The following is a 13543-nucleotide window of genomic DNA, read 5'->3' as shown; positions in this document are numbered from 1 at the left end:
ACGAAGCCTCCGCTCGCGCGGAGGCTCGAGTTAAGGGGCTAGGCTTCAGGGCCGGCCACCACGCCGGCGTCGTGCAGCTTCGCGATCTCGCCGCCCGAGAGGCCCAGGACCTCGGCGAGCACCTCGTCGGTGTGCTGGCCCAGGCGCGGAGCGGGCCTGACCCGCAGACGGTCGTCCTGCGGGATCACGCCCATCGCCCCAGGCGCCGGATAGCTGAGGCCGCTGGGGTGGGCGACGGTCTCGAACAGCGGGTTGTCCTTGTAGAGCCGGGGGTCCTCCAGCGCCGCTTCCAGCGTCTGATAGCTGCCCCAGGTGACGCCCCCGGCGTCGAAGGCCGGCGTCAGTTCGGCCGCCGTCTTCGCCGCGAACGCGCGCTCGAACAGCGGATAAAGCCGCTCGCGGTGATGGAACCGCAGGCCTTCGTCCTTGGCGAACGACACGCCCAGCTCGGCCTCCAGGGCGGCGGCCTCGGCGCCGATGCCCAGGGCGTCCAGGGCCTTGCTCCACTGCTTGGGCGTGATGGCCAGCAGCATCAGCTTCTGGCCGTCCTTCGTGGTGAAGTCGCGGCCGAAGGCGCCGAAGACGTCGTTGCCCATGCGCGGGCGCTGATGGCCGCTCAGCATCGTCTCGGCGGTGAAGCCCAGGTTGGCCATCGTCGCGGCCCCGATGTCGGACAGCGAGCAGCGCACCTCGCGCCCGCCCTGGCCACGCATCCGCGCGAGCAGCGCCGAGACCATCGAGAAGGCGCAGTAGGCCCCCGTCAGCAGGTCCCAGGCGGCCAGCACGTGGTTCACCGGGCGCTCGTCGCCCACCGGCCCCGTCATCAGCGGCAGGCCCAGGGCCGAATTGATGGTGTAGTCCATACCCTGGGAGCCGTCGGCCCAGCCCAGCACCCGCACGCAGACGAGGTCGTCGCGCAGCTTGCGCAGCGTCTCGTACGAGAGGAAGCCGTCCACCGGGAAGTTGGTGACGAAGAGGCCGCCGTCGTCGCCCGGCGCGGCGGCCAGCCGCTGGGCGATCTCGCGCCCCTCGGGCCGGGACAGGTCGAGGGCCACCGACTTCTTGGCCTTGTTCAGCCCCTCCCAGTAGAGGCTGCGACCGTTCTCGGCCAACGGCCAGCGGCGGAAGTCGGGACCACCGCCGATGTTGTCGAAGCGGATCACCTCGGCGCCGAACTGGGCGAGGTAGAGGCCGCAGGTCGGCGCCGCCACGAAGGCCGAGCCCTCCACCACCCGAAGACCCTTCAGAAGATCGTACATCTCAAGCTCCGCTGATCCGCCGCGAGAAGGTCGGCGGGCCGCCCCTCTCGCACAGGATGGGAAGGGCGGCTCCCCCGGGGGAGGTCAAGGCGTTCGTGCCCCGCCCGCGGACGAACGCCGCGAAACCCGGCCCTGTCGCAGCGGTCTTCGCGAGCCGCCTTGGCGCCGCCCCGATCCGACGCCTAGATGGTGGCCATGCGCACCGAAACGCCCCAGGCCATCCGCCTCTCCGAATACCGCCCGCCCGCCTTCCTGGTCGACGAGGTCCACCTGACCTTCGACCTCCAGCCCAACACCACCCGCGTGAAGGCCCGGCTGGCCGTGAGCCGCGACGGCGACCACGTAGAGCCGCTGGTGTTCAACGGCGAGCGGCTGAAGCCGCTTTCGGTGGCGATCGACGGCCGCCGCCTGACGGACGCCGAGCACACGATCGACGCCGAGTTCCTGACCATCCCGGGCGTTCCCGACACCTTCACCCTGGAGACCGAGGTCGAGATCGACCCGGCGAACAACAAGGCGCTGGAAGGCCTCTACATGTCGGGCGGCCGCTTCTGCACCCAGTGCGAGGCCGAGGGCTTCCGCAAGATCACCTTCTGGCCCGACCGGCCCGACGTGCTGTCGCGCTTCACCGTCCGCATCGAAGCCGACCGCCGCTACCAGCGGCTGCTGTCCAACGGCAACCGCATCGAGGGCGGCGACCTGCCGGGCGGGCGTCACTACGCCGTGTGGAACGACCCCTTCCCCAAGCCCTGCTACCTCTTCGCCCTGGTGGCCGGCGAACTGGACGTGCTGGAGGACAAGCTCGTCACCATGAGCGGCCGCACGGTCGACCTCCAGATTTACGTCGATCCCGGCATGGCGTCGCGCGCCGCCTATGCGATGGACGCGCTCAAGCGCTCGATGACCTGGGACGAGCAGGCCTATGGCCGCGAGTACGACCTGGACCTGTTCATGATCGTCGCGGTGCGCGACTTCAACTTCGGGGCCATGGAGAACAAGGGCCTCAACATCTTCAACGCCTCGCTGCTGCTGGCCGACCCGGCCACGGCCACGGACCTGGACTACGAGCGCATCGAGGCGGTCGTGGCGCACGAGTACTTCCACAACTGGACCGGCAACCGCATCACCTGCCGCGACTGGTTCCAGCTCTGCCTGAAAGAGGGCCTGACCGTCTTCCGCGAGCAGGGCTTCTGCGCCGACATGCGCGGCGAGGCGGTGGCGCGGATCAAGGCGGTGAAGGCGCTGCGCACCCGCCAGTTCGCCGAGGACCAGGGCCCGCTGGCCCATCCGATCCGGCCGTCCAGCTACATGAAGATCGAGAACTTCTACACGGCGACGATCTACGAGAAGGGCTCCGAGGTCATCGGCATGCTGAAGACCCTGATCGGCGCCGAGGCGTTCCGGAAGGGCATGGACCTCTACTTCGCGCGCTGGGACGGGCACGCCACCACGGTCGAGGCCTTCATCCAATGCTTCGCCGAGGCTTCGGGCCAGGATCTGTCGCGCTTCTTCGCCTGGTACGAGCAGGCGGGCACGCCGCGCGTCTCGCTCGCGCGGTCCTACGACGCCGCCGCGAAGACCGTGACGCTCACCCTGACCCAGACCAACCCGCCCACCAGCGACCAGCCCGAGAAGCAGCCGCTGCCGCTGCCCGTCACCCTGGGCCTGATGGACCACGAGGGCCGCACCCTGGCCTTCGAGCGCGACGGCCGGGCGGTGGACGAGACGCTGGTCCTGCTGGACGGCGAGACGGTCTCGGTGACGCTCGACGGCGTGGACTCCGAGCCCGTGGTCTCGGCGTTGCGCGGCTTCTCGGCCCCCGTGGTGCTGACGACGGATGCGCCCGCGCGCGAGCGCTATGTGCAGCTCGCCTCGGACCCCGACCTCTTCAACCGGTGGGAGTCCGGCCAGGACCTGGCCGCCGGCCTGATCCTGGGCCGCGCCGCCGGCAAGCCGGACGAAGTGGGCGAGGAACGCTACGCCGAGGCCCTGGGCCGCGCGCTCCAGGACCAGGCTTCGGACGAGGCGTTCAAGGCCCTGCTGCTGACCCTGCCCGCCGAAACCGACCTCGCCCTGCTGCGAAGCCCGGTCGATCCGGCGGCGATCCATGCGGCCCGCGAGGCCCTGCGCCTGAGGCTGGCGGTCCATCTCGACGACGAGCTGCGCCGGCTCCACACCGGCCTGCAGGACCTGGGCGAGTTCTCGCCCGACGCCGCCGGCGCGGGCCGCCGCGCCCTGCGCAACGCCGCCCTGGAGCTGATGGCCGCCAACCCGCGCCACGAGGTCGCCGAGATCGCCGCCGGACACTACCGCGCCGCCCGCAACATGACCGACATGATCGGCGGCCTGAACGCTCTCATGCTGATCGGCGGGCCGGCCTACGAGGACGCGCTGGCCGACTTCTTCGAACGCTTCAAGGCCGAGCCGCTGGTCGTCGACAAGTGGTTCGCGCTCCAGGCCCGCGATCCGTCCGAGACGGCGCTGGGCCGCATCCTGGGCCTCACCGCCCATCCCGCGTTCGACGCCCAGAACCCGAACCGCCTGCGGGCGCTGGTCTCCAGCTTCGCCAACTTCAACCCCGTCCGCTTCCACGAGCCGAGCGGCGCCGGCTATCGATTCCTGGCCGACCAGATCATCGCCGTGGACCGGTACAACCCGATGACCGCCGCCCGCCTGGTCGACCCGCTGGGCGGCTGGAAGCGTCTGGTCCCCGAATTGGGTACGAAGATGCGCGCCGAGCTGGAACGGATTGTCGCGGTCGAGGGCCTGTCCCGCAACGTTTACGAATTGGCCACCCGGGCGCTCGACTGATTGAAGCCCGACCCACGATGACCGTGGGCGGCGGATCAGCTTAAGCTTCTGCGCAGGTCGGGGGTCCGGCCGTCGGAAGTTGCAGGGAGCGGCGGCCTTGGCCGGACGCGGGGGACACGACCTGACCGGCGTCACGCCCGAGCGGCGGGCGCGGCCGCGCGCCTCGACGCCGTGGCGGCGGCCGGCGTTCCTCCGGGTCGTGCTGGCCATCCTGGTCGTCCTGGCCGCGGCCGGCGCCTATCGCATCGGCGAGGTCGCGCCCGGCCGCCTGGAGATCCTGATCTGGTTCCTCGTCCCGGTCGTCGCGGCGGCCACGCTGGTCATGCTGCTGATCGGAGAGCTTCGCCGGGTCGAGCGCATCCAGGCCGCCCGCAGCGATTCCGAGCAGCGTTTCCGCACGGCGGTCGAGGCCGCCCGTTGCGGCATCTGGGAATGGGACCTCGCGGACGACCGGATCTTCATGTCCGAGGTCACCGCCTCGCTGTTCGGATGGCGCTCGGGTCACGTGGACGGGCAGCAGGTGCTGGACCGCGTGGCGCCCGGCCACCGCGACGACATGCGCGACGCGCTCGCGACCGCCGCCATCTACGGCGATTTCGACGTCAGCTTCCGGGTGCCGCCGCTGGCCGGCGCCCGGCCGGTCTGGATCGACTTCCGCGGCCGCGGCTTCGGCGAGAGTCCGGACGGCGGCTTCGCCCGCATCGTCGGCGTGGCCCTCGACGTCACCGAGGAACGCCTGGCCCAGGCCCGCGCCCAGTCGGCCGAGAGCCGGCTGCGCGACGCCATCGAAAGCACGTCCGAGGCGTTCGTCCTGTGGGACCGCAACGGCCGGCTGGTGATGTGCAACACCAACTTCCGCAGCTACTTCCAGCTCGCCCCCGAACGGCTGAAGGCCGGCGTCGGCCGCGAGCAGGTGGAGCGCGCCGCGCGCCTGTCGATCCGCCAGGAATCCCCCGCGCCGGGCGGCCGCCGCGGCGTGCGCGAGGCCCAGCTCTCCGACGGCCGCTGGGTCCAGGTCTCGGAACGCCCGACGGCCGAGGGCGGCCTGGTGGTCACCGCCGCCGACATCACCGTGCTGAAGACCCAGGAGGAGGCCCGCCGGATCAAGGAGGACGAACTGCGCCGGGCCGTGATCAACCTCGAGCAGAGCCAGGAGCAGCTCTCCGAACTGGCCCGCAAGTACGAGGCCGAGAAGATCAGGGCCGAACAGGCCAGCCAGGCCAAGAGCGACTTCCTGGCCAACATGAGCCACGAGCTGCGCACGCCGCTCAACGCCATCAACGGCTTCTCCGAAATCATGGCGGGCGAGATGTACGGGCCGATGGGCGACGCCCGCTATCGCGACTATGCGCGCGACATCCTCAGCTCAGGCCAGCACCTGCTGGCGCTGATCAACGACATCCTCGACATGTCCAAGATCGAGGCCGGCAAGCTCGCCCTGCGCTTCGAGCCGGTCTGCCTGGAGGAGATCGCCGAGGACGCCCTGCGCCTGGTCCGCAACCGCGCCGACGCCGCAGGCCTGGCGCTGGTGCTGGACTTCGTGGACCTGCCCGACGTCGAGGCCGACCATCGGGCGCTCAAGCAGGTGCTGCTGAACCTGCTCTCCAACGCCATCAAGTTCACGCCCCGTGGCGGCCGCGTGACCATCCGCGCCGAGCTGCGCGACGACCCGCTGGGCCAGCGGGTCCGCATCGGCGTGCAGGACACCGGCATCGGCATCTCCCCCCAGGACCTGGCGCGGCTGGCGCGGCCCTTCGAACAGGTCGAGAGCCAGCATTCCAAGACCACCCAGGGCACGGGCCTGGGCCTGGCCCTCACCAAGTCGCTGGTCGAGATGCACGGCGGCCTGCTGGACCTGAAGAGCGCGCCCGGACAGGGCACCCTGGCCAGCTTCGCCCTTCCCGTCCGCCAGAGCCGGCCCGCCGCCGGCGCCGCCGCCGCTTAGCGCGGGCGTTCCGAGGCGCCCTGCGGGGCGCGACCCAGACCCCGCGGCCGCGCCAGGGCGTCGCCGAAGGCCTCCCGCTGCTCGCGCGGCAGGGTGGCGGCGAACCGCACCATCCGGGCGTCCATCGCCAGGCGCCCCTCCTGCTCCAGCGCCCGCGCTCGCCGAAGAGTGTCCAGGGTCCGGTCCGCGTCGAACGGTTCGGCGCCGAAGCCGGTCAGCGCCTCGCGCGCCAGGCGCCGGGCCTCACGCGCCTTGGGCGCATGCTCGCGGACGAACGCCGGCCCCTCCGCACGCCAGGCCGCCTGCGATTCCGGCGGCAGGGCGCGCACGGCGGCGGCCAGCGGATCGCCCCGCAGCCGCGGCGCAGAGCCCGCCGCCCGCTCGCGCTCGGCCCGCGCCTCAGCCCGCCGATCGGCCAGGTGCGCGCCGGCGAAGGCGCCGCCGATGAAGACGTTCAGCGCCAGCGACGCCAGCAGCGCCCCCAGAAGCCAGGGCCGGTTCATCCCGCCTCCTCGTCCAGAAAGAGGTTGAAGTCCTCGTCCGACACCACCGCCAGGACGGCGTCCCCGCCCCCCTCGGCCGAGACGATGTCGCTCTTGGTGACCGTCGCGGCGGCGCCCAGCTGCACGCCCGCCAATACGCCGGCGGCGCAGGCGGCGGCGAGGCCCGCCCCGGCGCCGGCCGCAAACGCCCAGCGCCGCCAGAGCGAGGGCCGCCGCGGCGCTGCGGCGAGGATGGCGCCCACCATCGCCGCCGAGGCCTGGGGCGCCGGCGCCGCGTCCAGCCATGCGTCCAGGGCGGACGCCTCGGCGAGGATGGCCGCCGCCCGCGCCGGCGCGTCGGTCATGAACGCCGCCGCCGCGTCGCGCTCGGGGGCGGGCCAGCGCGCCACGTCCCCGCCGTAGGCGTCGGCCAGTCCGGCGAACCGCTCGGGCGTCATCTCATCCCTCCCTCAGATCGGCCAGGACCGCGCGCAGCGCGCGGCGCCCCCGCGACAGCAGGCTCTCCAGCGCCTCGACGCTCACGCCCATCACGGCCGCGGCCTCGAGGTTCCCCAACTCCTGATAGTGACAAAGCACCAGGGCCTCGCGCTGGCGGTCGGGCAACGCCTGCAGCGCCGCATCCACCCGTCGCCCCACATCCTGCGCCTCCAGCCCGCGTCCCGGGCCCGGCCCCTCGTCGACCCGCTCGGGCGGCTCGGCCACCGCCAGCTCGCGGCGGCGGCGCAGACGGTCGTAGCAGAGGTTCAACGCCACCCGGTGCAGCCAGGTGTCGAACCGCGCCGCGCCGGGCCGCCAGCGCGGCGCCTGTCTCCAGACGCGGACGAAGGCCTCCTGGGCGACATCCTCGGCCTCGGCCGCATCGCCCAGCATCCGCCGGGCCAGCGAGAGCAGGCGCGGGAGCTTGCGCCCCACGAGCGCACGCGCGGCCGCGGCGTCGCCGCGCGCCACCTGCGACAGGAGCTCCTCGTCGGACTCCCCCAATCCTGCCCTCGCCTTCAGCTCGAGGTCTGGCGCTATTTCCGGGCCGGACCACGCATCCTCTGCTGCATCATCTCCAACTCGTCCTTCGACAGCCAGCCGTCCTTGTTGGCGTCGGCCGCCTGGAAACGCCGTTCGGCCGCGGCGTTCATCTCGGCCTTGGTGACGGCGCCGTCCCGGTCGGCGTCCAACCGCATGAGCATCTGGCCGCCCTTGCGGCCGCCCGGACGGCCCTTGGCCGCAGCCTCGATCTCGGCCTGGGTGATCCGGCCGTCCTTGTCGGCGTCCAGCCGTGCGAACAGCCGGTCCGTGCGCTGGGCCTGGGCGGCCTTGAATTCGGCCAGCGTCACCTTGCCGTCCCGGTCGGTGTCGGGATCGGGCCCGCGGCCGGGCTGGGCGGCGGCCGCGGTGGCCAGGACCGCGAAGGGGGCGACGACGGCGGCGATGAGAAAGCGGTTCATGAGTCCTCGATGACGTTTGGGCAGCCCACCCGAAGACTTCCACGCGCGACGGCCGACATTCCGTCGCGCGTGTTGTGGATTCGACATTCGGCGGCTGCGAGGTCGTGCGTCGGCGCGAGCTTCGGACGCGCCATCCTAGCTCTTCACCACCTCCGCATAGGCGGTCCGGGCGGCGGCCTGGACCCCGGCGAGCCTGGCCTCCAGCGCCTTCAGCGTCTTGACGCCGCCGGCCCGCGCCAGCAGGGACTGGAACGCCTTGGGCTCCTCGCCGGGGGCGGGACCGTCGCCGAGCGCCACCTTCAGCAGCTGCGTGAGGTCCTGCTGGAGCCGCCAGGCGTCGCAGAGGGCCGAAAGCTGGCCCGGGCTCGCCAGGCCCGTCTCGCCCAGGGCCGTCAGCGCCTCGGCGGTGTTGGTCCGCAAGGGGCCGCCCTCGGCGGCGTGGGCCAGTTGCAGGAACTGGGCGGCGAACTCGATGTCGACCAGACCGCCGGGCTTGAGCTTCAGGTCCCACGGACCCTTCGGCGGGCGCTCCTGCTCCAGAAGCTTGCGCATGTCGCGCACGTCCCTGGCCGTCTTCCGGCGGTCGCGCGGGCGGCGAAGGGCGGCCTCGATGGCGGCCTGGCCGGCGGCCGCGAAGTCCGGGGTGGTGGCCCAGACCACCCGCGCCCGCGTCAGGGCGAGCAGCTCCCAGGTCTCGGCCTCGCCCTGGTAGTAGTGTTCGAAGGCGGCGAAGCTCACCGCCACCGGTCCCTTGGTGCCCGAGGGCCGCAGCTGCATGTCCACCTCGTAGAGCTGCCCCTCCGCCGTCGGGCTGGACAGCGCCGCGATCAGCCGCTGGGTGAAGCGGCCGTAGAAGGTGGAGGCGTCCCAGCCCTTGGTCGCCGACATCGCGACCGGGTCCGCGGCGCGATAGAGGGTCATCAGGTCCAGGTCCGAGCCGGCGCTCATCTCGCGCGAGCCGCATTTGCCCAGGGCCACCACCGCCACCTCGCCCGGGAAGTCGCCCCCCATCCGCACGGCCTCGGCCAGGGCCGCCGGGGCCAGGGCCTCGATGCAGAGATCGGCGAGGTCGGCGAAGGCGCGGCCGGCGGTCTCGGCGGTCGCCGTCCCGCTCATCACCTGCACGCCCACGCGGAAGCTCTGCTCGCGGTGAAGGCGTCGCACCACGTCCATCGCCGCCTCGAAACCGTCGGCCCGCGCGACGGCGGCGGCCATGCTCGCGCGCTCGTCGGCGATCTCGATGGGCGCGAAGAAGTGCGGGTCCAGCATGGCGTCGATGGCCGCCGGCCGCCGCGCCAGGGTGGCCGCCAGCCGCGGCGCGAAGGCCAGGACCTGCACCACCAGCTCGAACAGCTTCGGCTGCGCCAGGAACAGCGACTGGAGCTGCACGCCCGTGGAGAGCCCGCCGAAGAAGTCGCAGAAGCGGTTGAAGGCCACGTCCGGGGCGCCTGTGGCGTTCGCCGCCTCCAGCAGCCGCGGCGCCAGGCGGGTGAACAGCTCGCGGCCCCGTTCGATGCGCGTTGCCGCCACGTGACCGTGGTGCCAGCTCCGGATGGTCTGCGACACCCGCGGCGGGCTGGAGAAGCCCATCCGCGCCAGGGTGGCCAGGGTCTCGGGGTCGTCGTCCACCCCGGTGAACACCAGGCTGCCAAACCTGGAGGACAGCGACTCCTCGTCGGGAAACAGCTCGCCGTAGCGGGCGTTCACGGCCTTCAGCGTGCGGGTGATCTCGGCGTCGAAGCTCCTGAGCGGCGCCTCGCCCGACAGCGCCGCCACGCGGCGGCGCTCGGCGTCGGACTCGGGCAGCTTGTGCGTTTGCTCGTCCTCCAGCATCTGGATGCGGTGCTCCACCGCGCGCAGGCGGCGGTAGGCCTCGGTGAGCTCGGCCGCCGCGGCGTCGGCGACATGGCCCGCGGCGCGCAGGGCCTCCAGCGCGTCCAGGGTGCGCGAGCTGCGCAGCTCGGGATGGCGGCCGCCCAGGATGAGCTGCTGGGTCTGGACGTAGAACTCGATCTCGCGGATGCCGCCGCGCCCCAGCTTCAGGTCGACGCCCTTGGCCGAGACGCGCTCGTCCACCTTGTGGGCGTGGATCTGCCGCTTGATGGAATGGATGTCGGCGATGGCGGCGAAGTCCAGGTTCTTGCGCCAGATGTAGGGGACCAGCTCGCCCAGGAAGTCGGCCGCCGCGACCCTGTCGCCCGCGCAGGCGCGCGCCTTGATGAAGGCCGCGCGCTCCCAGTTCTGGCCGACGGTCTCGTAGTATTCCAGCGCCGCGGGCACAGGCATCGCCGGCGGCGTGGACGAGGGGTCGGGCCGCAGACGCAGGTCCATGCGGAAGACGTAGCCGTCGGCGGTCCGCGCCTGCATGAGGTCCGAGACCCGCTGGGTCAGGCGCACGGCGAAGGCCAGGGGCTCGACCCCTTCGGCCAGGACGGGCTCCAGGAGATCGGGATCGAAGAAGACCGAGACGTCGATGTCGCTGGAATAGTTCAGTTCGAACGCGCCCTGCTTGCCCATGGCGATGCAGAACCAGCCCGGGACGGGGCCATGCTGGCCGTCCCCCCCGCTCGTGGGGCCCAGGGCGGTCAGGCGGCCGGCCTCCACCTCGCCCCGCGCCGCACTGGTCAGCGAGGCGGCCACCGCCGCGTCGGCGAACCGGGTCAGCGCGCCGGTGACGGCGTCCAGGTCCCAGGCGCCGCCCAGATCGGCCAGGGCGGTGAGCAGGTGCAGCTCCTGCTTGAGCCGCCGCAGCGGCGCCTGGGCGGCCTCGGGCGCCAGATCGGCCACGGCGTGGGTGCGGGCGAGGATCGCCTCGAGCCGCGCCTCGGGCGCGTCGGCGAGAAGGTCGGCGAGGCGCGCGGGATCGCGCCGGGCCAGGCCGGCGAGATAGGGCGAGGCGCCGAACACCGGCGCCAGGGACGGCCAGGCCGCCTCCAGGTCGGCGTTCCAGACGGCGGCGGCCACGATCTCGCGCGCCCGCTCGGCCGCCTTGGCGTCGAGGACGGGACCGCAGGGCGAAAGCCGATCGACGAGGCGGCGCGGTTCTGAAGCCTGGGGACTCATGGCGCCCATCATCCGAAGCTCGGAGGGCGTGCGCAATGAACCTCTGCCGGCGGCCGCTTGGGGAAAGAGAGGCCCGGTGGGTCTTCAGGCGCGCGGGAGGATGAAGGCGACCCGAAGGCCCGGCCCCATCTCGCCCACCTTGCCCGGCCCTTCAGACAGCTCCAGCCGCCCGCCGTGCGCCTCGGCGACCGCGGCCACCAGCGACAGGCCCAGGCCCGCCCCCGGCTGGCTGCGGCTGTTCTCCAGGCGGACGAACCGCTGGATGACCCGCTCGCGGTCCTCGTCGGGCACCCCCGGGCCGGTGTCGGTGACCGAATACTCCACCTCGCCGGACGAGCGGCGGCGTACGCGCAGCATGATCGCCCCGCCCGCCGGGGTGTACTTGATGGCGTTGTCCAGGAGGTTGGAGAGCGCCTGGGCCAGGAACTCGCGGTTGCCGCGGACGCCCAGCTCCTTGGTGAGTTCGGCCTGGAACTCGATGTCCTTCTCCTCGCAGAGCGGCTCGTAGAGTTCCGAGATGTCCGCCGCCAGGTCGGCCGGATCGAACAGCACCGGGTCGGGCGCCGTCCCGGCGGCCTGGAGCCGCGCGATGGACAGGACCGCGCCGAAGGTCTTGAGCACGCCGTCGGTGTCCTCCAGCGCCTGGCTCAGCGCCTGCTCCGGGTCGCCCTTGCCGGCCTCCACGTCGAGATAGGCGGTCTCCAGCCGCGCCCGAAGCCGCGTCAGGGGCGAGCGCAGGTCGTGGGCGATGGCGTCGCCCGCGTGCTTGTGGCCCGCCATCGACCGTTCCAGGCGGTCCAGCATGTCGTTCACGCCCTGGGCCAGCTCGTCGAACTCGTCGCGGGCGCCGCGGACATGGGCGCGGACGCCCTGCTCGCCGTTGCGCACGCGCTCCACCACGTCGATCAGGCCCACCATGGTGCGCGAGACGTTGCGGCTGACCAGGACGCCGCCCGCCAGGCCCAGCAGCACCACCAGGGCCGCCGACGCCCAGAGCGCCCGCACCACCCGGGCCACATAGGCCTCGTCGTCGCCCGCATCGGCGCCGACGAACAGCGTCTCGCCGCCGCTCAGGCGCTGCTGGAGCCCGCGCGCGGGATGGCGCACCGTCCGGCCCTCGGCGTCCACGTCGGTGACCTGGAACGTGGCCCAGGCCGGGGCGCCGGTGAAATCCTCCACCGGGCTCTCCTCGATCGAGCCCGAGATGCGCCGCCCGTCCGGGGTCAGCAGCAGGTAGAGGAAGGGCTTCTCGCTGGACGCGCGCTCGATCAGCGACTGGTTCACCGCGTCCACGCCCGCGCGGTCGTAGACGTCGACCAGCGACCGCATCTCGCGGCGGATCTCCTGGTCGGTCCGGCGCGTCGCCTCGCCGGCGGTGGCGATGTAGATGTAGGCCAGGAAGGCCGAAGCGGCGCTGGCGAACAGCGCCAGGAACAGCAGCGTCAGCCGGAACGGCGTCGTCCGGAAGATGCGCGGGAGCCGCACCTACCTCTCCCACGCAGTGGGAGAGGAAGGGACCCGTTGCGCAGCAACGGGGAGGTGAGGGTGTGGATCACGGAAATGGTGTCCGGGTTGACCGGCCTTTGACCCACCTCACCTACCCCATGCTTCGCATGGGTCCCCTTCCTCTCCCCCGCTGCGCGGCGGAGAGGACATAGGCGCGCATGCGCACGCGGTTGGTCGGGATGCCGGAATAGGTCGCCGCCAGCTCGTTGCCGCCGGTGGCGTAGGTCTCGTAGCCCCAGCGCGTCTTCGCCAGCACGAACATGCCGACGATGGTCACGAGCGCGAAGATCAGGATCTGGTTGTTGAAGCCGAACGCGTTGGTCTCGCCGATCTGGAAGAACCAGGGCGCCGTGGCCGCCTTCTCGCTGTAGGAGACGGTCTTGCCGCCGGTCAGCCCCAGCACGAAGCCGCGACCGATGAACAGCATGGTCAGCGTCGTGATGAAGGACGGCACGCGCAGATAGGTGACGAAATAGCCGTTGATCAGGCCGACGCCGAGGCCGACGGCGATGGCGGCGACCAGCGACGGCACGATGCCGAGATCGTAATAGGACGTCGAAAAGGCCAGCGAGAAGACGGTGGCGACCAGGCCGAAGGTCGAGCCGACCGACAGGTCGAGGTCCTTGTTGATGATGACGAAGGTCATGCCCGCGGCCATGACGCCATAGCGGGCCGTGTCGCGCAGGATCGCGGAGATCGCGTCGGTCTGGCCGAAGAACTTCGGATTGATGAAGACGCCCGCGACGTAGAGCAGCACCATGAAGATCAGCAGGCCGACTTCCCAGCCTCCGATCAGTTCAAGCGGCAGGCGTCTGCGGGGTGGAGCGATGGCGGTGGATGTCATGGGTGCAGGGCGCTCTGCTTGAAACGTGGTGGTGACGGTGCCGTGCCGCTTCGCGGCGGCGAGGCAGGGCCGTGTGGCCCGACGCGGGACAGGCAAGGGCCGGCGGCCCGTTGCGCGGGTCCGGATCAGGCGCATGCCGTGCCCATGCGGGCCGTATTGTTCAGGGCGGAGGG

The 13543-nt window shown here is 72.0% G+C and carries 10 protein-coding genes; 2 read left to right on the top strand and 8 right to left on the bottom strand.

Features of this window, described 5'->3' with window-relative positions:
• Positions 1-38 precede the first annotated feature (38 nt).
• On the bottom strand, positions 39-1259 hold the full coding sequence (locus tag ABS78_RS21435; RefSeq protein WP_293384380.1) for a CoA transferase: 1221 nt from the start codon (positions 1257-1259) through the stop codon (positions 39-41).
• A gap of 195 nt (positions 1260-1454) precedes the next feature.
• Here ABS78_RS21435 and pepN point away from each other — a divergent pair, with 195 nt between their 5' ends.
• Both pepN and ABS78_RS21425 read left to right on the top strand, forming a co-directional pair.
• A complete protein-coding gene (gene pepN / locus ABS78_RS21430; RefSeq protein ID WP_293384377.1) occupies positions 1455-4070 on the top strand; it encodes an aminopeptidase N in 2616 nt (871 codons plus the stop codon).
• Between the two features lie 97 nt (positions 4071-4167).
• The gene (locus ABS78_RS21425; RefSeq protein ID WP_293384374.1) at positions 4168-6015 is read left to right on the top strand and encodes an ATP-binding protein; all 1848 of its coding nucleotides are present in this window, start codon (positions 4168-4170) and stop codon (positions 6013-6015) included.
• Here the strand turns inward: ABS78_RS21425 and ABS78_RS21420 are convergent.
• The 7 genes from ABS78_RS21420 to ABS78_RS21390 form a co-directional block, all read right to left on the bottom strand.
• A complete protein-coding gene (locus ABS78_RS21420) occupies positions 6012-6518 on the bottom strand; it encodes a periplasmic heavy metal sensor (protein WP_293384371.1) in 507 nt (168 codons plus the stop codon). The two genes, ABS78_RS21425 and ABS78_RS21420, sit on opposite strands and share 4 nt — an antisense overlap.
• Positions 6515-6955 (bottom strand): hypothetical protein, encoded by a 441-nt coding sequence (locus ABS78_RS21415; RefSeq protein ID WP_293384368.1) that lies wholly within the window; start codon positions 6953-6955, stop codon positions 6515-6517. The genes ABS78_RS21420 and ABS78_RS21415 overlap by 4 nt, the downstream gene beginning before the upstream one ends.
• Before the next feature lies 1 nt (position 6956).
• Complete coding sequence (locus tag ABS78_RS21410) at positions 6957-7499, bottom strand: RNA polymerase sigma factor (protein WP_363083753.1); 543 nt, start codon at positions 7497-7499, stop codon at positions 6957-6959.
• Between the two features lie 32 nt (positions 7500-7531).
• Positions 7532-7957, bottom strand: a complete 426-nt coding sequence (locus ABS78_RS21405) for an EF-hand domain-containing protein (protein WP_293384365.1) — start codon at positions 7955-7957, stop codon at positions 7532-7534.
• A gap of 135 nt (positions 7958-8092) precedes the next feature.
• Entirely contained in the window at positions 8093-11020 is a 2928-nt protein-coding gene (locus ABS78_RS21400) for a bifunctional [glutamine synthetase] adenylyltransferase/[glutamine synthetase]-adenylyl-L-tyrosine phosphorylase (protein ID WP_293384362.1), read from the bottom strand.
• 84 nt (positions 11021-11104) lie between these two features.
• Entirely contained in the window at positions 11105-12505 is a 1401-nt protein-coding gene (locus ABS78_RS21395; protein WP_293384359.1) for a HAMP domain-containing sensor histidine kinase, read from the bottom strand.
• Positions 12506-12617: 112 nt separating this feature from the next.
• A complete protein-coding gene (locus ABS78_RS21390) occupies positions 12618-13370 on the bottom strand; it encodes an ABC transporter permease (RefSeq protein WP_293384356.1) in 753 nt (250 codons plus the stop codon).
• Positions 13371-13543 lie beyond the last annotated feature (173 nt).

The organism is Phenylobacterium sp. SCN 70-31, assembly GCF_001724605.1.
Taxonomy (GTDB): domain Bacteria; phylum Pseudomonadota; class Alphaproteobacteria; order Caulobacterales; family Caulobacteraceae; genus Phenylobacterium.
The sequence above is the reverse complement of the archived record's forward strand: the minus strand, read 5'-3'. Positions and strand labels throughout refer to the sequence as shown.

Excerpts from the sequence above, each read along its gene's own strand:
- ABS78_RS21415 (WP_293384368.1), bottom strand. The coding sequence starts at position 6,955 with ATGACGCCCGAGCGGTTCGCCGGACTGGCCGACGCCTACGGCGGGGAC.
- pepN (WP_293384377.1), top strand. The coding sequence starts at position 1,455 with ATGCGCACCGAAACGCCCCAGGCCATCCGCCTCTCCGAATACCGCCCG.
- ABS78_RS21390 (WP_293384356.1), bottom strand. The coding sequence starts at position 13,370 with ATGACATCCACCGCCATCGCTCCACCCCGCAGACGCCTGCCGCTTGAA.
- ABS78_RS21400 (WP_293384362.1), bottom strand. The coding sequence starts at position 11,020 with ATGAGTCCCCAGGCTTCAGAACCGCGCCGCCTCGTCGATCGGCTTTCG.
- ABS78_RS21420 (WP_293384371.1), bottom strand. The coding sequence starts at position 6,518 with ATGAACCGGCCCTGGCTTCTGGGGGCGCTGCTGGCGTCGCTGGCGCTG.
- ABS78_RS21405 (WP_293384365.1), bottom strand. The coding sequence starts at position 7,957 with ATGAACCGCTTTCTCATCGCCGCCGTCGTCGCCCCCTTCGCGGTCCTG.
- ABS78_RS21435 (WP_293384380.1), bottom strand. The coding sequence starts at position 1,259 with ATGTACGATCTTCTGAAGGGTCTTCGGGTGGTGGAGGGCTCGGCCTTC.